20 protein-coding genes are annotated in these 15,874 nt (G+C 65.8%); 13 read left to right on the forward strand and 7 right to left on the reverse strand.

The window, feature by feature from the left end:
* Position 1 precedes the first annotated feature (1 nt).
* Positions 2–997: a Gfo/Idh/MocA family protein gene (locus ACUYMZ_RS02950; RefSeq protein WP_481602044.1), complete on the forward strand. Its 996-nt coding sequence runs from the start codon at positions 2–4 to the stop codon at positions 995–997.
* Positions 998–1,074: 77 nt separating this feature from the next.
* Here the strand turns inward: ACUYMZ_RS02950 and ACUYMZ_RS02955 are convergent, their stop codons facing one another.
* The gene (locus tag ACUYMZ_RS02955; protein ID WP_481602045.1) at positions 1,075–1,863 is read right to left on the reverse strand and encodes a TIM barrel protein; all 789 of its coding nucleotides are present in this window, start codon (positions 1,861–1,863) and stop codon (positions 1,075–1,077) included.
* Entirely contained in the window at positions 1,860–2,993 is a 1,134-nt protein-coding gene (locus tag ACUYMZ_RS02960; RefSeq protein WP_481602046.1) for a Gfo/Idh/MocA family oxidoreductase, read from the reverse strand. The genes ACUYMZ_RS02955 and ACUYMZ_RS02960 overlap by 4 nt, the downstream gene beginning before the upstream one ends.
* A 440-nt stretch (positions 2,994–3,433) precedes the next feature.
* Here ACUYMZ_RS02960 and ACUYMZ_RS02965 point away from each other — a divergent pair, with 440 nt between their 5' ends.
* On the forward strand, positions 3,434–4,423 hold the full coding sequence (locus tag ACUYMZ_RS02965; RefSeq protein WP_481602047.1) for a LacI family DNA-binding transcriptional regulator: 990 nt from the start codon (positions 3,434–3,436) through the stop codon (positions 4,421–4,423).
* A 4-nt stretch (positions 4,424–4,427) separates the two neighbouring features.
* Here ACUYMZ_RS02965 and ACUYMZ_RS02970 read toward each other — a convergent pair whose 3' ends face one another.
* Both ACUYMZ_RS02970 and ACUYMZ_RS02975 read right to left on the reverse strand, forming a co-directional pair.
* Positions 4,428–5,750, reverse strand: coding sequence for an MFS transporter (locus tag ACUYMZ_RS02970; RefSeq protein WP_442423249.1), 1,323 nt, complete (start codon positions 5,748–5,750; stop codon positions 4,428–4,430).
* 42 nt (positions 5,751–5,792) lie between these two features.
* Positions 5,793–5,957 carry a hypothetical protein gene (locus ACUYMZ_RS02975; protein WP_426005518.1) on the reverse strand — a complete coding sequence of 55 codons (165 nt, stop codon included), beginning with the start codon at positions 5,955–5,957 and terminating at the stop codon, positions 5,793–5,795.
* A gap of 130 nt (positions 5,958–6,087) precedes the next feature.
* Between ACUYMZ_RS02975 and ACUYMZ_RS02980 the strand changes: the two genes are divergently transcribed.
* The 3 genes from ACUYMZ_RS02980 to ACUYMZ_RS02990 are packed head-to-tail and all read left to right on the forward strand — an operon-like array spanning position 6,088 to position 8,465.
* Positions 6,088–6,897: a hypothetical protein gene (locus ACUYMZ_RS02980; protein ID WP_481602048.1), complete on the forward strand. Its 810-nt coding sequence runs from the start codon at positions 6,088–6,090 to the stop codon at positions 6,895–6,897.
* Complete coding sequence (locus ACUYMZ_RS02985; protein WP_442423250.1) at positions 6,881–7,630, forward strand: LamB/YcsF family protein; 750 nt, start codon at positions 6,881–6,883, stop codon at positions 7,628–7,630. The genes ACUYMZ_RS02980 and ACUYMZ_RS02985 overlap by 17 nt, the downstream gene beginning before the upstream one ends.
* Before the next feature lie 31 nt (positions 7,631–7,661).
* Positions 7,662–8,465, forward strand: a complete 804-nt coding sequence (locus ACUYMZ_RS02990) for a 5-oxoprolinase subunit C family protein (RefSeq protein ID WP_481602049.1) — start codon at positions 7,662–7,664, stop codon at positions 8,463–8,465.
* A gap of 3 nt (positions 8,466–8,468) precedes the next feature.
* On the opposite strand, the gene ACUYMZ_RS02995 is transcribed toward ACUYMZ_RS02990, so the two are convergent.
* Positions 8,469–9,824 (reverse strand): DUF445 domain-containing protein, encoded by a 1,356-nt coding sequence (locus ACUYMZ_RS02995; protein ID WP_481602050.1) that lies wholly within the window; start codon positions 9,822–9,824, stop codon positions 8,469–8,471.
* A 49-nt stretch (positions 9,825–9,873) separates the two neighbouring features.
* Between ACUYMZ_RS02995 and ACUYMZ_RS03000 the strand changes: the two genes are divergently transcribed.
* The 4 genes from ACUYMZ_RS03000 (at position 9,874) to ACUYMZ_RS03015 (ending at position 12,375) form a co-directional block, all read left to right on the forward strand.
* Positions 9,874–10,764, forward strand: coding sequence for a glycerophosphodiester phosphodiesterase family protein (locus ACUYMZ_RS03000; RefSeq protein ID WP_426005526.1), 891 nt, complete (start codon positions 9,874–9,876; stop codon positions 10,762–10,764).
* Positions 10,765–10,919: 155 nt separating this feature from the next.
* Positions 10,920–11,303 carry a DoxX family protein gene (locus ACUYMZ_RS03005; protein ID WP_481602051.1) on the forward strand — a complete coding sequence of 128 codons (384 nt, stop codon included), beginning with the start codon at positions 10,920–10,922 and terminating at the stop codon, positions 11,301–11,303.
* Positions 11,304–11,329: 26 nt separating this feature from the next.
* Complete coding sequence (locus ACUYMZ_RS03010; protein WP_426007469.1) at positions 11,330–12,067, forward strand: AzlC family ABC transporter permease; 738 nt, start codon at positions 11,330–11,332, stop codon at positions 12,065–12,067.
* On the forward strand, positions 12,064–12,375 hold the full coding sequence (locus ACUYMZ_RS03015) for an AzlD domain-containing protein (protein ID WP_426005529.1): 312 nt from the start codon (positions 12,064–12,066) through the stop codon (positions 12,373–12,375). Before ACUYMZ_RS03010 ends, ACUYMZ_RS03015 begins: the two co-directional genes overlap by 4 nt.
* A gap of 3 nt (positions 12,376–12,378) precedes the next feature.
* On the opposite strand, the gene ACUYMZ_RS03020 is transcribed toward ACUYMZ_RS03015, so the two are convergent.
* The gene (locus tag ACUYMZ_RS03020; protein ID WP_426005530.1) at positions 12,379–13,008 is read right to left on the reverse strand and encodes a TetR/AcrR family transcriptional regulator; all 630 of its coding nucleotides are present in this window, start codon (positions 13,006–13,008) and stop codon (positions 12,379–12,381) included.
* 92 nt (positions 13,009–13,100) lie between these two features.
* On the opposite strand from ACUYMZ_RS03020, the gene ACUYMZ_RS03025 reads away from it, so the two are divergent.
* The 3 genes from ACUYMZ_RS03025 to ACUYMZ_RS03035 are packed head-to-tail and all read left to right on the forward strand — an operon-like array spanning position 13,101 to position 14,649.
* Positions 13,101–13,433, forward strand: coding sequence for a thiamine-binding protein (locus ACUYMZ_RS03025; protein WP_426005531.1), 333 nt, complete (start codon positions 13,101–13,103; stop codon positions 13,431–13,433).
* Positions 13,434–13,474: 41 nt separating this feature from the next.
* Positions 13,475–14,146 (forward strand): O-methyltransferase, encoded by a 672-nt coding sequence (locus tag ACUYMZ_RS03030; protein WP_426005533.1) that lies wholly within the window; start codon positions 13,475–13,477, stop codon positions 14,144–14,146.
* Positions 14,146–14,649 (forward strand): N-acetyltransferase family protein, encoded by a 504-nt coding sequence (locus ACUYMZ_RS03035; protein ID WP_481602052.1) that lies wholly within the window; start codon positions 14,146–14,148, stop codon positions 14,647–14,649. Before ACUYMZ_RS03030 ends, ACUYMZ_RS03035 begins: the two co-directional genes overlap by 1 nt.
* 25 nt (positions 14,650–14,674) lie before the next feature.
* Here ACUYMZ_RS03035 and ACUYMZ_RS03040 read toward each other — a convergent pair whose 3' ends face one another.
* Entirely contained in the window at positions 14,675–14,836 is a 162-nt protein-coding gene (locus tag ACUYMZ_RS03040; protein WP_426005535.1) for a hypothetical protein, read from the reverse strand.
* Positions 14,837–14,940: 104 nt separating this feature from the next.
* Between ACUYMZ_RS03040 and ACUYMZ_RS03045 the strand changes: the two genes are divergently transcribed.
* A complete protein-coding gene (locus tag ACUYMZ_RS03045; RefSeq protein ID WP_481602053.1) occupies positions 14,941–15,861 on the forward strand; it encodes a spermidine synthase in 921 nt (306 codons plus the stop codon).
* The last annotated feature ends 13 nt before the right edge of the window (positions 15,862–15,874 follow it).

Raw genomic sequence — 15,874 nt, forward strand, 5'->3', positions numbered from 1 at the left:
CATGCAACGTTTCGCCCTTGTGGGAGCCGGCTTCATTGGTTCCGTCCACGCCGCCAACCTTGCCGCCCACCCCGGCGTTGACTTCCGTTTGGTGTACGACGTCGACCGGCAGCGCGCGGAGTCGCTCGCCGTCGCGCATGGCGCCTCGGCAGCCACATCGCTCGAGGAGGTCTTCGACCCTGAGGCGATTGACGCCGTCTTCATCGCATCGTCCACCGATACGCACGCCGAACACCTGCGCCGCGCCGCCGCCGTCGGAATCGCCGCTTTGTGCGAGAAGCCCATTGACCTGGACCTGGACCGGGCCCGCGAGACCGCCGCTTTCGCGCAGGAGAGCGGCATCCCGGTGATGGTGGACTTCAACCGCCGCTTCGACCGGGACTACGCCGAACTCAAGCGCGTGGTGGACTCCGGCGGGATCGGAACCGTTGAGCTTATCCAGCTCACCTCGCGTGGCCCGTCCATGCCGCCGCTGTCCTACGTGGCCACCTCCGGCGGTCAGCTGCGCGACCAGACCGTCCACTTCTTCGATCTCGCGCGTTGGTTGTCCGGCCTGGATCCGGTGGAGGTTTTCGCCACGGGTTCGGCTTTGGCGGAACCGGCCATCACGCAGTACGACGACGTCGACACTTCCGCGGTCACGTTGCGGCTCCCCGGAGGGGCGTTGGTCCAGATCGATTCCGTGCGCCGCACCGGCTACGGGTACGACGAGCGGATCGAGGTCATGGGCTCTGAGGGAATGGTGGAAGCCCGACGCCACCGGAACGGCGCCGTATCCCGGTACTCGGGTGGTGTTGTGGTGGAGGACGGGCTGCACCCGGGATGGTTCGAACGTGTGCAGCCAACGTACGCGGCGGCACTGGCAGCATTCGTGACCTCGCTGGAAGGCAGCCCGGCGTCCATTCCCGTGCTGGAGGACGGTTTGAAAGCCCAAGCCATCGCCGAAGCCGCCGTGCTCTCCCTGCGCTCCGGACGCATGGAACCCATCAAGTACTAACCCAAGTAGGTCGCATTTGTGCGCGTTTTGAGCGCTCAAAACGCGCACAAATGCGACCCAGTTGGGAGGGGAGGGGGTTAGGTGAAGGCGGTGCGGAAGGCGGCGAGGGCGGTGTCGCCTGCCTCGATGCCCTGGCCACCCACGGCTCCGGCTTCCATCCCGATCACCCCGGCGTACCCGGCGTTACGGAGTGCCTTGGCTATGGCCGGGTAGTTGATCTCCCCGGTCCCGGGCTCGAAACGTCCTGGAACGTCGGCCACCTGGATTTCGCCGGTGTACGGCTGTGCCGCCCGGACCAGTTCGATCAGGTTCCCTTCGCCAATTTGAGCGTGATAAAGGTCCAGCATCATTTTGACGTTCGGATGATCCACGGCCTGGACCAGTGCCAGAGTGTCCTTGGCCCGGGCGAGTGGAATGCCGGGGTGGTCGAGGATGGTGTTCAGGTTTTCGAGCGCGAACGTGATGCCGTGCTTCGCGCCCAAAGCTCCGAGCTTCTCCAGCGTGCGGAGTCCGGTCAGCCACATTTCTCCCGTGGAGCGGTGCGTTGGCCTCACGGCACGCCCGCCCTCGCCCAGTTCGGCCGGGTGCACCACCATCCGCTCCACGCCCAAATCCAAGGCGGTAGGAATGAGCTTCTCCGCCGAGGCCAGGACCTCGTGGGCGTTGGCGGGGTCGATGACACTGCCGCCAAAATAGCCGCTCATGGAGGAGAAACGGGCGCCGGTCGCCGCCAACCCGGAGATGTCCCGCCCACGGGTGTCCCAGAGTTCCACCTCAAAACCCTGATCGTGGATCCTGCGCGCACGGTCGATCAGTGGCAGTTCGCCGTAGACCATTTCGGCGCAGACAGCCAAGCGGAAACTCATGCTCCGGCTCCCTGCAACTGCACGGCACCTTCGGCCGGGCGGAGCTCAGCAATCTCCGAAACGTCTACCGGCAGCCCGGTTTCGGCGGACTTGAACGCAGCCAACGCCACGGCCAAGGCGTTCCGGGCGTCGACCCCGCCGGGAGCGGCGGTAGGCGAGGCAGCCGCCGTCGTGCTTTCAAAGCCGCGGCGTGCCGCGACGTCGTGCGCAAAGTGCGCCAGCTCATCGGTGTAGGCGTCGTGGAACAGGTGGATGTTCAGGCGCGTGGTGTCCGAGGCGATGCCGGCAGCGGTGTAACTGGTGGCGTTGGTGGCCTGGGGCGTGCCTGCGGTGACCATGCCTGCGGATCCGAAGACTTCGCCGCGGACGTCGTAGCCGTAGAGGGCGTTGAAATTCGCTTCCGCCACTGCGATGGCGCCGTTACTGTACGTGACGGTCACGACGGCGGTATCCAGCAACCCGCCCGCCTTCGCCTCGGGTGCCACCAGGGCATCGGCAACGGCGTGGACCTTGACGGGGACGGCGCCGGGGTTGAGCCAGTTGAGGGTGTCGAAGTCGTGGATCAGGGTTTCGAGGAAGATGGTGCCCGGTGCGATGCGTTCAGGATTGCCAAGGCCGGCTTCCGTGCCGGGGTCGCGGGTGAGGGAGCGGAGAAGTTGCGGCGTGCCCACAACGCCGTGGTCGATCAGCCTGCGTGCGGCCGCGAAGTCGCTGGAGTAGCGGCGGTTGAAACCAAAGCGAAGGACGACGCCGGCACTCGCCGCCGCCTCGATGGCCGCGTCCAGTTCCTCGATGGTTCGTCCGCCGGGCTTTTCGCAGAAGATGTCCTTGCCGGCCTTCGCGGCGGCCTGGATCAGTTCCGCGTGGAAGCGCAGGGGAGTGGCGATGAGGACCGCGTCCACGTCGGGATCGGCAAGGACATCTGCGGCATCGGTACTGATCTTGGTGACCCCGAACGTGGTGGCCAGATCCTGGACGGCGGGAAGGAGGGGGTCGGCGATGGCTTCCAGCCGGGCATCCGGAATCCGGCGTGCGATGGAATCGGCGTGGAATTTGCCGATCCAGCCGGCGCCAAGCAGGGCAATCCGGACCGGCCGGCTTTGGGGCGCGGGATGCTGGAGGTATGTCATGTGGACTTCTGGTTCTCCTGGTCTAGATCGTTCTAGTCAGTCCATGGTGGCATGTGCCGGACGTCGTGTCTAGATCGTTCTAGTTCACGTGTCAAAAGGAACCTGGCCCGGAACGCAAAACTTCTTTCAAAACCTCCGTCACGATCTTTGGTCAGGTGGCACATATCCAGTGCCCAAGTCGTTGCCCGGTGTGCAGTGCCGTCGCCCTTTTCGGTACAGATCCACGGGCAATGCTGAGTGAGCAGCGATGGATGTGGTGGGTTCTGGGGCCCACCCGGGGCGCCGTCGCTGTGGAACCGGGCTAGTGCGGTCGGTCGTCTGAGTCGCGGCCGGCCGCACGTCTGGTACCTGTCACGCCATGGTCCGGCCATCCGCCGGGCAAACCGAGCGCCAGTCATCTGCTGGATCGTTCTATAGACTTGCTCCGTCGGAGGAGGGCCATGGCAGGAAAACGCCCCACGTTAATGGACGTGGCAGAGGCAGCCGGAGTTTCCCGGGCGTTGGTGTCGATCGTGATGCGCAACGCCCCGGGTGCGTCCGAGGCCACCCGGGCCAGGGTTTTGGAGGCCGCCGGAAACCTCGGCTACCGCCCGGACAGCAGGGCGCGGCTGCTCCGCAGTTCACGGACCAGGCTCTTGGGCGTCACCTTCTCCACGGCACAAGCGTTCCATGCCGAAATCGTGGAGGCAGCGTATGCCGGAGCCGCCCACCGTGGTTACGACATCGCCCTGAGCGCAGTCACAGGGGACCGCCCGGAGTCGCAGGCCGTGGAGTCGCTGTTGGATTTGGGCTGCGAAGCCCTGATCATGATTTCCCCGGCGCTGGGGCAGGACGAACTGGAACGCTGTTCCGCACGGCTGCCGGTGGTGAGCCTGTTGCGCGACGACGTTGGCCCTACCGTGGACTCAGTCAGCAGCGACGACCTCCAAGGCATCCGGCTGGCAGTGGACCACTTGGTATCGCAAGGGCACCGCAGGATTGTGCACGTCCACGGCGGAACTGCCGTGTCCGGATCCAGGCGCCGTGAGGCTTTCGTCCAGGAGATGGAAAGCAGGGGCCTGGAGGCGCGTGTTGTCCAGGGCGGGGCCACGGAAGAGGACGGCATGCGCGCAGGCCAGGCGCTGCTGGACGAGTTGCCCACGGCGGTCCTGGCCTTCAATGACCGCTGCGCCCTGGGCATCCGGGAGAGCTTCCGCGCCGTAGGGCTAAGGGTGCCGGAAGACGTTTCCCTGATGGGCTACGACGACAGCCAGTTCGCGCGCCTCAGCTACGTGCAGCTCACCTCTGTCAGCCAGGATGCGCCGCTGCTTGCCAGGGCCGCGGTGGACAGGGCCATTGACAGGCTGGAAGGCGCGGCGACTCCCACCCACGCTGTGCGGACTCCGCACGTGGTGCTCCGCCGGACAACGGGGCCCCTGCCCGTGCAGTAACAACCTATGCCGGTGAATGACCTGCAGTTGAAGGACGGCCGGCCGGATCTGGCGAATCCGAGGACAGCGGGTGCTGGATCTCGTCCACCGTCATCCGTGCCGCGAACAGGGCAACGAAGGCCATGATGGGGCATACCAGCCCACCCACGAAGAAGATCAGCCAGATGGGAACCACCTCGGCCAGCGGACCCGCGAGGGCCATGGACACCGGCATCAGGGCCAGGGACACGAAGAAGTCCAGGCTTGAGATCCGGCCCAGCAGATGTGGTGGCACCCTGCGCTGCAGGAGTGTTCCCCAAATGACCACACCGACGCCCTCGGTGACTCCGAAGACCACCATGGCAGCCGCGAGGACCCACACGCTGTCCATGAACCCGATGGCCGCCACCGGCAGGCTGCCCACGCCCCAGGTCACAATCATCACCGTGAGGTAGCGTCGGGGCAGCCGGAAGGATGCCGTAGCCAGGGACGCCACGGCGCTGCCCACGCCCATGATCGCCAGCAGGAAGCCGAACATCCGCGAGTCACCGCCCAGTTGGTCCCGAACCACAAAGGGCAGCAGGACCTCGATGGGGCCGATAAGGAACAGCACCGACAGGCAGGCCCACAGCAGGGTCCACAACAGCCAGGGAGTGCGGATCGTGTAGCTGAATCCCTCGCGCAGGTCGTGAAAGAGGGACGTCCGGGCCGGGACTTCCGCTCCGGCCAGGTCTGCGGTGGGCCCGCGGATGTCCAGGTCCTGCCGGCTCAGGAAATTCAGGATGCCGAACGCCACCAGGTGGCAAACGGCGACTCCTGTCACCGCGAACGCAGGGGACAGGGACGCCACCACAATGCCCGCAAGCGCCGGGCCTGCTGCCTGTTGGAGGATGGGGCGGACCGTGCCCTCCATGCCGTTGGCGGCCAGCAGGTCCTCGGGCGGCAGGATGCGGGGGAGCATGGCGGAGTACGCGGGGAAGAAAAAGGCCTGTCCCACTCCCAGCACGAAGGCCCCGACCGCCAGGTGCCACAACTGCAGGAGGTTGAGCAGTGCCAGCAGGGAGACCGTGGCGATCACTGCCAGGTTGACACCCTCCACCGCAATGATGAGGAGGCGCTGGCGCATGCGGTCCGCTGCGATGCCGCCGACCAGGACGAACGCCACCAGGCCCACGCCGGCCGCGGTTGCCACAAAGGACAACTCCAAGGGACCGCCGCCGAGGTGGATGACCTCGTACACCATGGCCACGGCCCACATACCCGAGCCGAAAATGGAGACCGAAAGCGCGGCGATGAGCACCCGGAATTCACGGTGTGCAAAAGGGCGCAACGCCCTCAGAGCGGCCATTCCACCAGCCTAGACCCGGCAGCGGCCACAGGCGAGAGCGGGTCAGGAAGCTCCCGGCGCCGACTGGTCGTCGTCCGTGTCCGGTCCCTCTGCGGGATCCTGGCTATGGATGCCGATGTCGTCAGGTACCCAATCCTCGGTCCCGCCCTCGGCCGGGGAATCGGTGTGGTGCCTGATCACGTGTTCGTTCTTGTCGGCTGGGTTCATTACGGATACTCCTGTCCAGGGGACTGCTTCCGTGAATGCACCCTAGTCTACGCCCGGTGTGCAGCCGGCGTGGCATAGGCTGAACGCAGTAGTTCTTCGGAAACGAGCCAGCTGCCATGGAGAGGTGAAGATGCCCAAGCGACCCAACCCCGCTGTGAAAATCGCCCAAAAGACAGCACACAACGCCGTGTTCGACGCCCAGGGAAACACCAAGCCGGGCGTGCACACCGCCCTGCTCAAGGCCGTGGACGTGCAAAGGCCCCTGGTCCTGGCGAACCTCAGGCGGATGCAGCGGCGGCACCCCCACGCGACTCCCGCGCAATTGGCCGCCAAACTCGAGCGTGACTACCTGGCCGCCGTGGCAGGCGGGGGAGCAGCGGTAGGCGCTACCGCCGTCGTACCTGGTATTGGAACCGCAGCTTCGCTGGGACTGTCCGCGCTGGCCACCGTGGGTTTCCTGGAGACCACGGCACTGTATGCGTCGTCGCTGGCCGAACTGCACGGAATCCGGCTGACCGACCCCGAAAGGGCCAGGACCATGGTCATGGCCATCATGCTGGGCGAGGAAGGCACATCCCTGCTGGGAGCACTCAGCGGACAGTCGCTGGGCCGCGGGAAAGACATCACCAACGAGTGGGGCCGCACCCTGACCAAGAAGATACCGGGCAGCGGGTTCGGCGTGATCCGCGACGCCATCCAACGGGCCTTCCTGAAGAGCCTGGTGAAGCGGCAGGGAACGGCACTGCTGGGCAGGGCCCTTCCGTTCGGGGTGGGAGCGGTGGTTGGCGGCGCCGGCAACCTCATGATGGGCAGGGCTGTGGTGGCCACGGCCAAGGAAGCATTCGGGCCGCTGCCGGACACCGTACCCGGTGAACTCCAGCCCGGCGCAGCCAGGCAGGATCTTCCCTTGGAAGGGGGCACCGGTGGATCTGAACGCTGACCTGGGCGAGTCCTTCGGCTCGTGGACCATGGGCGATGACGCCTCCATGTTCAGGATCGTCAGCAGCGCCAACGTGGCCTGTGGCTTCCATGCCGGCGACCCCCTCACCATGCTGGACAGCTGCCGTGCCGCCTTCGACCTCGATGTCCGGGTGGGCGCCCATGTGGGGTACCGCGACCTCGCAGGGTTCGGGCGGCGGTCACTGGATATGAGCTTCGATGAACTTTTCGGGGATGTCCTCTACCAACTGGGCGCCCTGGATGGGGTAGCCCACGCGGTGGGAGCCTCCGTGGACTACGTCAAGCCGCACGGCGCGCTCTATAACAGGATTGTCCATGACCCGGACCAGGCCGAAGCCGTGGTGGCCGCCGTGCACGCCTACGACCCCGGCCTGCCGGTGCTCGGATTGCCGGGATCGGCATGGCTGAAGCTGGCCGAAGAGTCCGGCCACCCCGTGTTCGCGGAAGCGTTCGTTGACAGGGCCTACCTCCCGGACGGCACGCTGGTTCCGCGCTCGCAGGACGGCGCGGTACTGCACGATCCGGAGGCCGTGGTTGCCCAGGCAGTACGGCTGGCGACGCGGGCCGAAGTGGTGGCCGTTGACGGTTCCGTGGTGTCCGTCCGGGCCGATTCCCTGTGCATCCACGGTGACACCCCGGGCGCTGTGGACATGGCCGTGGCCGTGCGGCAGGGACTTGAACGCGCCGGTGTGGAGATCGAAGCGTTCGCCTAGGCGCGGCTTGGCCAGATGCAAAGGAGGCCTGATGAGTGCGATAGTGATGGACCCCGGTGCTTCCGCCGTGGTGGTGGCGCCGGAACAGGCCCTGGACAGGGCGTCCCTGAACCTGGCGAATGCGCTGCTGGGAAACGCCGGTGAGGCTGCCGGGCTTGAGGTCCTGGTGGGTGGCCTTCGCCTGCGGTTTGTCACCGGTTCCGCCGTGGCTGTCTCCGGCGCGGAGGGCATGGTCAAGCTCAACGGCTCAGAGCTGCCCCTGAACAAGGCGGTCCGGGTGGCCCCCGGTGCCATGCTCGAGTTCGGCCCTGCCCTGTTCGGCATCCGCTACTACCTCGCGGTGCAAGGCGGCATGGAACCGCAGTCCGATGCCTTGACCACAGGGCGGACGCTAACCTTCGGGCCGCCCAGCGGGCACACCTTCCCGGCCGTGACCCGGACCGCCCGCCGTGCCCTGGACCGTGAACGACCAGTGGTCGCCAGGGTGGCGCCCGGCCCGGACGTTGAAAAGTACGACGCCGCCACCTGGCTGAGGTTGACCACGGAACCCTGGACGCTCTCGCCTGAGTCGGACCGCGCCGGAGCGCGGCTGGTGGGGCGTTCCCTGCACCCGGCCGACGGACCGGCCCAGGGCTTCCATGAGGCGGGCGAAGCACCCCAGGCCCGACCGCTGGTGACAGGCTCGGTCCTGCTCCCGCCGTCGGGCCTTCCCATCATTGCGCTGGCCGGACACCCGGCTACGGGTTCCTCGCCCGTGATTGCGGTGGTGCGTGATGAAGACCTGGACGCGCTGGGCCAGGCAAGACCCGGCCAGATGGTGCATCTGTTGCGCTGAGCCTCACCCGAACAGCAGGTGAGCCACCGTGAAGATGGCCAGCCCGGCCAAGGCTCCGACTACTGTTCCGTTGATGCGGATGTACTGCAGGTCCTTGCCCACCTGGAGTTCGATCTTCTGGGAGGTTTCCTCCGCGTCCCACCGTGCAACGGTGTCGGAGATGACCCCCGCGATGTCTGAGCGGTACGTGTTCACCAGATAGCCGGCGGCGTCTCCGATCCACGCGTTCACCTTCCCGGCGAGCTCGTGGTCGTTGACCAGCCGGGCACCGAAATCGCGGACGGCGCCCTTGAAGCGCAGGCTCAGTTCACTGTCGGGATCGTCGACGGCGGCGAGCAGCGCGTTCTTGACGGTACCCCAGGTGCGGGAAGCCAGCTCGCGGACCTCGGGGTCACCGAGGATCTGGGCCTTGATGGCTTCGGCCCGTTCGATCATGGCGGGGTCGTGCTGCAGGTCATGGGCGAGTTCGGTGAGGTAGGCATCGATGGACTGGCGTACCTGGTGGTTCTGGTCGTTCTGCACGGCACGAATGAACTTCAGCAGTTCCACGTACACCTTGTCGCCCACGAGCCCGTCCACGAACGTTGGCACCCACACCGGCGAGCGGTCCGAGACCAGGCGGTTGACGGTGGCGTGGTTGGCATCCACCCAGTCCGCTGCCCGGTCCACCAGCAGGTCCACAAGCTTGTGGTGGTGGCCGTCGGCGAAGATCCGTTCCGCCATCCGTCCCACGGGCGGACCCCAGGGAGGCGTGAGCAGGTGCTTTCGGACCATCCCCTCGATCACGGCCTGGACGTCGTCGTCATTAAGCACGGTGAAGGCACCGCGGATCAGTGCGCCGCCTTCCTTGGCTACGCGCTCGGGACCGCCGGGACCGGACAGCCAGGTGCCGGCCTTCCGGGCTATGTCGATGCTGGCCAGCTTGTCCTGCACCACTTCCTGGGACAGGAAGTTGCTCTCCACGAAGTTGCTCAATGACTCGCCGATCTGGTCCTTGCGGCGCGGGATGATGGCCGTGTGCGGGATCTTGAGGCCCATGGGGTACTTGAACAGCGCCGTGACGGCGAACCAGTCCGCCAACGCACCCACCATGCCGCCCTCGGCCGCGGCCCGCACGTATTCCAGCCAGGGGTATTCCTTTTGATATGCGAAGGCAACCATGAAGACCACAGCCATGACAATCAGCAGCGACAGTGCCAGCCGCTTCATACGGCGCAGCGCCGCAGCCTTCTCCTCGTCTCCGGAGGAAGGCCCGACGACGGCGGACCCACCGCGGGTGCGTGCGGTGCCTGCCGCCGGTGTGGCTGGGGAATGGTTGGTGACGTCTTCGGCTGGGATTTGTTCAGAGTTCACCTGCATTAATCCAGCCTAGCCCCGAGCGTCCAACAGCGTGGGCTACCGTGTCTGCATGACAAGTGACGACTTCGTTCCCGCCCGGCCCAAGGTCTACGCGCACCGGGGAGCCAGCGCTGCCTTCGCCGAGCACACCAGGGCTGCCTACTTGAAGGCCATTGCCGATGGTGCCGACGGTGTTGAATGCGATGTCCACCTGACCAGGGACCAGCATGTGGTCCTCCTGCACGATGCCACCCTGGACCGAACGTCAACGGGGACCGGGCCGGTTGCGGAGAAGACGCTGGACGAACTGCGTGCCCTGGACTTCTCCTCCTGGAAGGGCGCCCGCATCCCGGACGCTTACGGCGGGACGGCCGACCAGTTCCTGACGCTGCCGGAGCTGCTGGACATCCTGCGCGGAGCCGGGCGGGAAATCGGACTGGCCATTGAGTTGAAGCATCCAAGCCCCTACCGGCTCAAACTTGAGGACAGGGTGCTGGACCTGTTGCGCAGCGAAGGCTGGAGCCCGGAGGAATCACGGCTGGACAATATCCGGATCACGTTCATGAGCTTCGACACGGATTCCATCCAGCATCTTCTGGCGTCTGTGCCCGGTGAGCACATCTGCCAGTTGGTGGACAACTTCACCGCGCAGGAAATCCGGGAAGACCTGGGCTTCGGCCCGATCACGGCAGGCGCGCTGGCCAATGTCATGAGGGCAACCCAGCAGGAAGCCGAGCGGGTCCTCGACGCGGGCGAGGTACTGATCGCCGGTCCGGGAATCGATTATGTGCGCGAGCATGCCAGGAACGTCCAGCGATGGCTTGAGTCCGGCCGTATTTTCCGTGTCTGGACAGTTGATTCAGACAAGGATGTAGCCCTGTGCCAGGGATTGGGCATCCACGAGATCACCACCAACAAGCCTGCCCAGGTCCTGGCCCAGCTCGCCGTCCCAACTAAGTAGCACTTGTGCGCGTTTTGAGCGCTCAAAACGCGCACTAATGCGACCTGGTTGGGAAACTTTGGCGGGTCTCCCGGCCGTTGTGATTGAGTGGTCTCATGTCGCTACGCCGTTCGCCCACACCATCGCACCTCTTACATTCCGTCTCAGTAATAGGAATGAGCGCGCTCCTCCTGGCCAGCGGCATGAAGCACTTCCGCACTCCGCAGTTCTACTACCCCGTGGTTCCGGAGTATCTCTGCCGCCGGGACGAGCCCGGCAGCAAGGCCAATGGTGCCCTGGCCGTGATGTCCCGTGAGGAATGGGTGGCGTCCTCCGGCCTGATCGAGGCGGCACTCGGCGTCGGCCTTTTGATTCCCGCTACCCGCAAAGCCGCGGCGGATGCGACAACTGCGATGTTTTCAGTATTCCTTGCCGGGCATATTGATGCTCTGCGTCGTGCATACGGGCCGGAGGGGACACCGGCTGAACGCAGGATCCACACCTTGCGCTTGCCCCTCCAGGCCCCTTTGATCCTGTGGTCATGGAGCCTGCGGAAATGAGCGGTCCCTCCCAGGAAGCGGCACCCATGAAGCTCCGGGACTCGCCGGCTTTCAAGATCGCACTTTCCCTGAGCATCGCCACCGGCTTGTACGGGGTATCCTTCGGGGCGCTCTCCGTTGCTTCCGGATTCGACGTCTGGCAGACCATGGTGCTGAGCTTGTTGCTGTTCAGCGGAGGATCCCAGTTCGCGTTCATCGGGGTTGTTGCCGGTGGCGGCTCCGGCGTGGCCGCCATGACGGCCAGTGCACTGCTGGGGCTGCGCAACGGAATCTACGGTATGCAGATCAATGCCATGCTGCATCCCCGCGGATGGCGCCGGTATGTGTCCGCGCACATCACCATCGACGAATCCACGGCAACGGCGTCGGGCCAAACAGATGCGGGCGAGCAACGCCGGGGATTCTGGACGGCCGGTATTGGCATATTCATTCTGTGGAATATCTTCACAGCTGTGGGTGCCCTGGCCGGCGATGCCATGGGGGATCCCAAGCAGTGGGGACTGGACGGCGCTGCGGTGGCTGCGTTTCTGGCGCTGCTATGGCCGCGGCTCAAGGGCCGCGAACCGTGGGCCATTGCGGCTGCCTGTGCCTTGGCGACCATCCTGGCCGTTCCGTTCGTACCGTCCGGCGTGCCAATCCTGGTGGCAGCGGTGATCGCAGGCGTCATCGGCTGGTTCAGCCACGCCCGTATGGACGAAGGACTGGAACCGGATATTGACCCCTACGCGGGACGCCACGGCCATGGGCGGGAGGGATCCTCGTGAATCTGTGGCTCTGGATCCTGATTGCCTGCGCCCTGGCCTACCTCACCAAGCTGGTAGGGTACTTCGTTCCGGCCAAGCTGCTGAAGAGCCCGCGTATCATGCACATCGCCGGGACCATGACCATCGGCCTCCTGGCCTCCCTGACGGCAGTCAATGCCTTGGCCTCGGGCCAGGGGCTGGTGCTGGATGCCCGCATCGGCGCACTGGCGGCGGCCGCGGTGGCCCTGTGGTTGCGGGCGCCGTTCCTGGTGGTGGTTATATCCGGTGCTGCCGCGGCGGCGCTGTTGCGGCTGCTCGGCTGGGGCTGAACCCTAGACGACGTCGGACAAGGTGACGCCGGGGATATCGGACTGTTCGGGCAGCGGCCGCGATGGCCGCTGGGTGCGGATGGCATCTTCGATCAGCGCCACCGGGCGCTTCCATGCCTGTGAGCCGGGTTCCATGGTGTCCACGGCACCGATGAGCATGGCCAGCAGGCGGACCATGTCCTCGATGGTGATGTCTTTGCGCAAGGACCCCTGGCCCTGTCCGCGCTCCAGCAAAGTGGCCATGGAGCCGATAAGTCCACCGGTGATGCCCATGAGCAGGCCGCGGCGCCCGGCCACCGCGTTGAGCAGGTTGGCGTCTTCGCTGGCCACGTGAACCACGGCGTCGATCACGTTGATCAGGCCCTCCGCCGCGTCCATACCGTCGAGTGCAGCCTCGGCCACGGGATCCACGTGCTGGCGGAGCTGGCGGGACAACGCCGCCAAAACCAATTGCTCCTTGTCGGCAAAGTTGCGGAACAAGGTTGCGGGGCCCACTCCTGCGGTGGAGGCGATGGTCTGCAAGGGAACGTCCGGGCCGTGTTCGCGGAAGCACTGCCGGGCGGCGGTGATGATCTTGTCCACATTGCGTGCAGCGTCCGCCCGGAGGGGCTTGCGTTGGGAGGGCTGTTCCATGCTTGCCAGACTAGCAACGGAGCGGGTGGGCGCCGTGGTTACGCGGGAGTAGGCCGTTATATGACATACCGGTACATGAAACACTGGTTTTCATGTTGCTTGCATTTTCAGTTGCTCCTTCCGGCCAGCCTGCTTCCGCCTCCGAAGGCGGACCCTCAGCGGACGCATCGGTCCACGATGCCGTAGCGGCCGCCGTCAGGATTGTCCGTGAGTCCGGCCTGCCGAACAGTACCGATTCGATGTTCACCACCATTGAGGGTGAATGGGATGAGGTTTTCGACGTCGTCAAGCGCGCCACCGAGGCGGTGGGCCGGTACGGCAGCCGGGTCAGCCTGGTCATCAAGGCCGACATCCGCCCCGGCTACACCGGCGAGTTGACCGGAAAGGTCGAGCGGCTGGAGAGGGCCCTCGGCAACCAGGAGTAGTTCCTTCCCCCGGAGGCGCCACAGGTGCCAGACTGGGGCCCATGGTTGAACACGCAGCCGAACCCGCATGGGTTGAGGTGGAGCAATACCTGACTGACGTCGTCGTAGGTCCGGATCCTGCGCACCAGCGCGCCTTGGAATCTGCCGTCCAAGCGGGAATGCCGCCCATTGAGGTGGCTCCCACCGCCGGGAAGTTGCTCAAACTGTTGGTGCAGCTGAGCGGTGCCCGCCGGATCCTGGAAATCGGAACCTTGGCCGGTTTCAGCAGCATCTGGATGGCGCAGGGACTTCCCGACGACGGCCGCCTCGTCACGTGCGAATACCTCCGGAAGCACGCGGACGTGGCGCGGGCCAACGTGGACGCGGCGGGTGTTGGCCACAAGGTGGAGATCAGGGTGGGCGCTGCCTTGGACACCTTGCCGACGCTGGCCGCGGAGGAATCCTTCGACTTCGTTTTCATCGACGCGGACAAGGACAACGATGCCAACTACCTGGACTGGGCCATCCGACTGGGCCACCCGGGGACGGTGATCGTGATGGACAACGTCATCTGGGACGGTGCGATCCTTGAGCCGGAACGGGACGAGGTTAATGCCCCCGGCATCATCCGGGCCCTGGACATGCTGGGCCAGGATCCCCGGCTCGATTCCACCGCGATCCAGACCGTGGGCAGCAAGGGCTGGGACGGCTTCGCGCTGGCAAGGGTGCGCTGATGGATTTCACCATCCGGCCGGCCCGGGTCCACGACGCAGAGGACATGGCGCTCATGCACCTCCAGTCGTGGCGGGAGAGCTACGGACATCTTCTTCCGGAGGAGTTCTTCGTACGGCAGGAAGCCGGCCTGGGCGCCAGGATCGAACGGTACCGGGAGTACATCGCAGCCGGCCACCAGCGCGTGGTTGCCCACGACCCGAAGGGTGGATTGGTGGGCATCGCGGCGGCCGGGCCGGGCAGGGACGAAGACAGCCCGTGCGGGCTGGAACTGTTCATGCTGTATACGCTGAAGCGGGTCCACGGGCAAGGCGTTGGGCAGGCACTGGTGGATGCGTTGATCGGCACGGGTCCGGCCTACCTCTGGGTCCTTGACGACAACCACCGGGCCCAGGCGTTCTATCGCCGCAACGGTTTCGTCCCGGACGGGAAGCGCCAACTGTGCGATCCTTCGTGGCACTCACTGCCGGAGCACCGCATGGTGCGTGCCGCCGTCGGGCGTTGATGCCGGGTCCTGGGCTACCGCCGCGTTATCCGTTGTCCGGACGTTCCTGGAACGGGTCGCCGGCCTCGTCCGGGTCGCCCAGGATACTGGGCAGCTTTGGCACCCGCGCCAGGATGAGGCCGACGACCGTCAGCCAGGCGACGGCGACCGACAACACCACCATCCACAGCGTTCCTGCAGCATCCATGATGAGAGTGTATGGCCCCGGACCCGTTAATGGTAAGTATCCTTAGTAACAGTGGCCTCGGGGGCGCACTAGGGTGGAGGCATGACGTACGGTGGATGGGCATAGTGGCGAAATCCGGTAAGGCAGCCAAGTCTGCCAGGGGTAAAAGGTCGACGGCGGGAGTCATCGAGGTGCCTGCCGGCACCCGTCCGGACGGTCCCGTGGAGGGCATCTACTACATCGACACCGGAGACTGCGAACTCCTCCACGATCCCGACAACACCAACGGGTGGCTCCTGAAAATCAACGGCGTGCTGAGCTCGCACATTGACCTGGCCGACCCACTGTTCCTGGACTTCGAATACATGCGGTGGATCGCTGCCCTGGTGGAGTCCCGCTGGCCCAGGGAGGCCAAGCCAAAGCTGCGCGCGCTTCACCTGGGTGGCGGCGCGTGCTCCATGGCACGGTATTTCCACGCCGCCTACCCGGACGCGCGGCAAGTGGTGGTGGAACTGGATGGAAAGCTTGCCGGGTATGTCCGCAACTGGTTCGACCTCCCCAAGGCGCCGCTGCTCCGGATCCGGGTGGGCGAGGCCCGGGAGGTGACGGAAACCCTGACGCCGGACACCCGCGACCTCATCATCCGTGACGTCTTTGCCGGCGCGTACACGCCACGGGCCCTCACCACCCGTGAGTTCAATGCCCATGCCGACGCCGTGTTGGCTCCGGACGGCCTTTATGTTGTGAACTCAGGCGACGCTCCGGACCTGAAGAATGCAAGGGCGGACGCCGCCACCATCGCGGACACGTTCGAGCACACCATGATCATCGCGGACCCACCCATGCTCAAAGGACGCCGTTACGGCAACATGATCATGGCCGGAAGCCATGTGCCCTTCGGCGACGACCCGACGCTGGCCCGGCGGCTCCTGGGCGGGGCCGTCCCGGCGCACATCTGGAACGACGCGCAGGTCCGCGCCTTTGCGGCCGGAACGCCGGTCCGGCACGACGCGCCTCAGCCGGCGCCCGTGCCGCCGGCTGCTTAGGGCCGCCGGCCGC

The organism is Arthrobacter sp. T572, assembly GCF_056780115.1.

What these genes read in the sequence shown, in the direction of transcription:
- ACUYMZ_RS02950 (WP_481602044.1), top strand. Translation starts at nt 2, where the DNA reads ATGCAACGTTTCGCCCTTGTGGGAGCCGGCTTCATTGGTTCCGTCCAC.
- ACUYMZ_RS02955 (WP_481602045.1), bottom strand. Translation starts at nt 1,863, where the DNA reads ATGAGTTTCCGCTTGGCTGTCTGCGCCGAAATGGTCTACGGCGAACTG.
- ACUYMZ_RS02960 (WP_481602046.1), bottom strand. Translation starts at nt 2,993, where the DNA reads ATGACATACCTCCAGCATCCCGCGCCCCAAAGCCGGCCGGTCCGGATT.
- ACUYMZ_RS02965 (WP_481602047.1), top strand. Translation starts at nt 3,434, where the DNA reads ATGGCAGGAAAACGCCCCACGTTAATGGACGTGGCAGAGGCAGCCGGA.
- ACUYMZ_RS02970 (WP_442423249.1), bottom strand. Translation starts at nt 5,750, where the DNA reads ATGGCCGCTCTGAGGGCGTTGCGCCCTTTTGCACACCGTGAATTCCGG.
- ACUYMZ_RS02975 (WP_426005518.1), bottom strand. Translation starts at nt 5,957, where the DNA reads ATGAACCCAGCCGACAAGAACGAACACGTGATCAGGCACCACACCGAT.
- ACUYMZ_RS02980 (WP_481602048.1), top strand. Translation starts at nt 6,088, where the DNA reads ATGCCCAAGCGACCCAACCCCGCTGTGAAAATCGCCCAAAAGACAGCA.
- ACUYMZ_RS02990 (WP_481602049.1), top strand. Translation starts at nt 7,662, where the DNA reads ATGAGTGCGATAGTGATGGACCCCGGTGCTTCCGCCGTGGTGGTGGCG.
- ACUYMZ_RS02995 (WP_481602050.1), bottom strand. Translation starts at nt 9,824, where the DNA reads ATGCAGGTGAACTCTGAACAAATCCCAGCCGAAGACGTCACCAACCAT.
- ACUYMZ_RS03000 (WP_426005526.1), top strand. Translation starts at nt 9,874, where the DNA reads ATGACAAGTGACGACTTCGTTCCCGCCCGGCCCAAGGTCTACGCGCAC.
- ACUYMZ_RS03005 (WP_481602051.1), top strand. Translation starts at nt 10,920, where the DNA reads ATGAGCGCGCTCCTCCTGGCCAGCGGCATGAAGCACTTCCGCACTCCG.
- ACUYMZ_RS03010 (WP_426007469.1), top strand. Translation starts at nt 11,330, where the DNA reads ATGAAGCTCCGGGACTCGCCGGCTTTCAAGATCGCACTTTCCCTGAGC.
- ACUYMZ_RS03020 (WP_426005530.1), bottom strand. Translation starts at nt 13,008, where the DNA reads ATGGAACAGCCCTCCCAACGCAAGCCCCTCCGGGCGGACGCTGCACGC.
- ACUYMZ_RS03025 (WP_426005531.1), top strand. Translation starts at nt 13,101, where the DNA reads ATGTTGCTTGCATTTTCAGTTGCTCCTTCCGGCCAGCCTGCTTCCGCC.
- ACUYMZ_RS03030 (WP_426005533.1), top strand. Translation starts at nt 13,475, where the DNA reads ATGGTTGAACACGCAGCCGAACCCGCATGGGTTGAGGTGGAGCAATAC.
- ACUYMZ_RS03035 (WP_481602052.1), top strand. Translation starts at nt 14,146, where the DNA reads ATGGATTTCACCATCCGGCCGGCCCGGGTCCACGACGCAGAGGACATG.
- ACUYMZ_RS03040 (WP_426005535.1), bottom strand. Translation starts at nt 14,836, where the DNA reads ATGGATGCTGCAGGAACGCTGTGGATGGTGGTGTTGTCGGTCGCCGTC.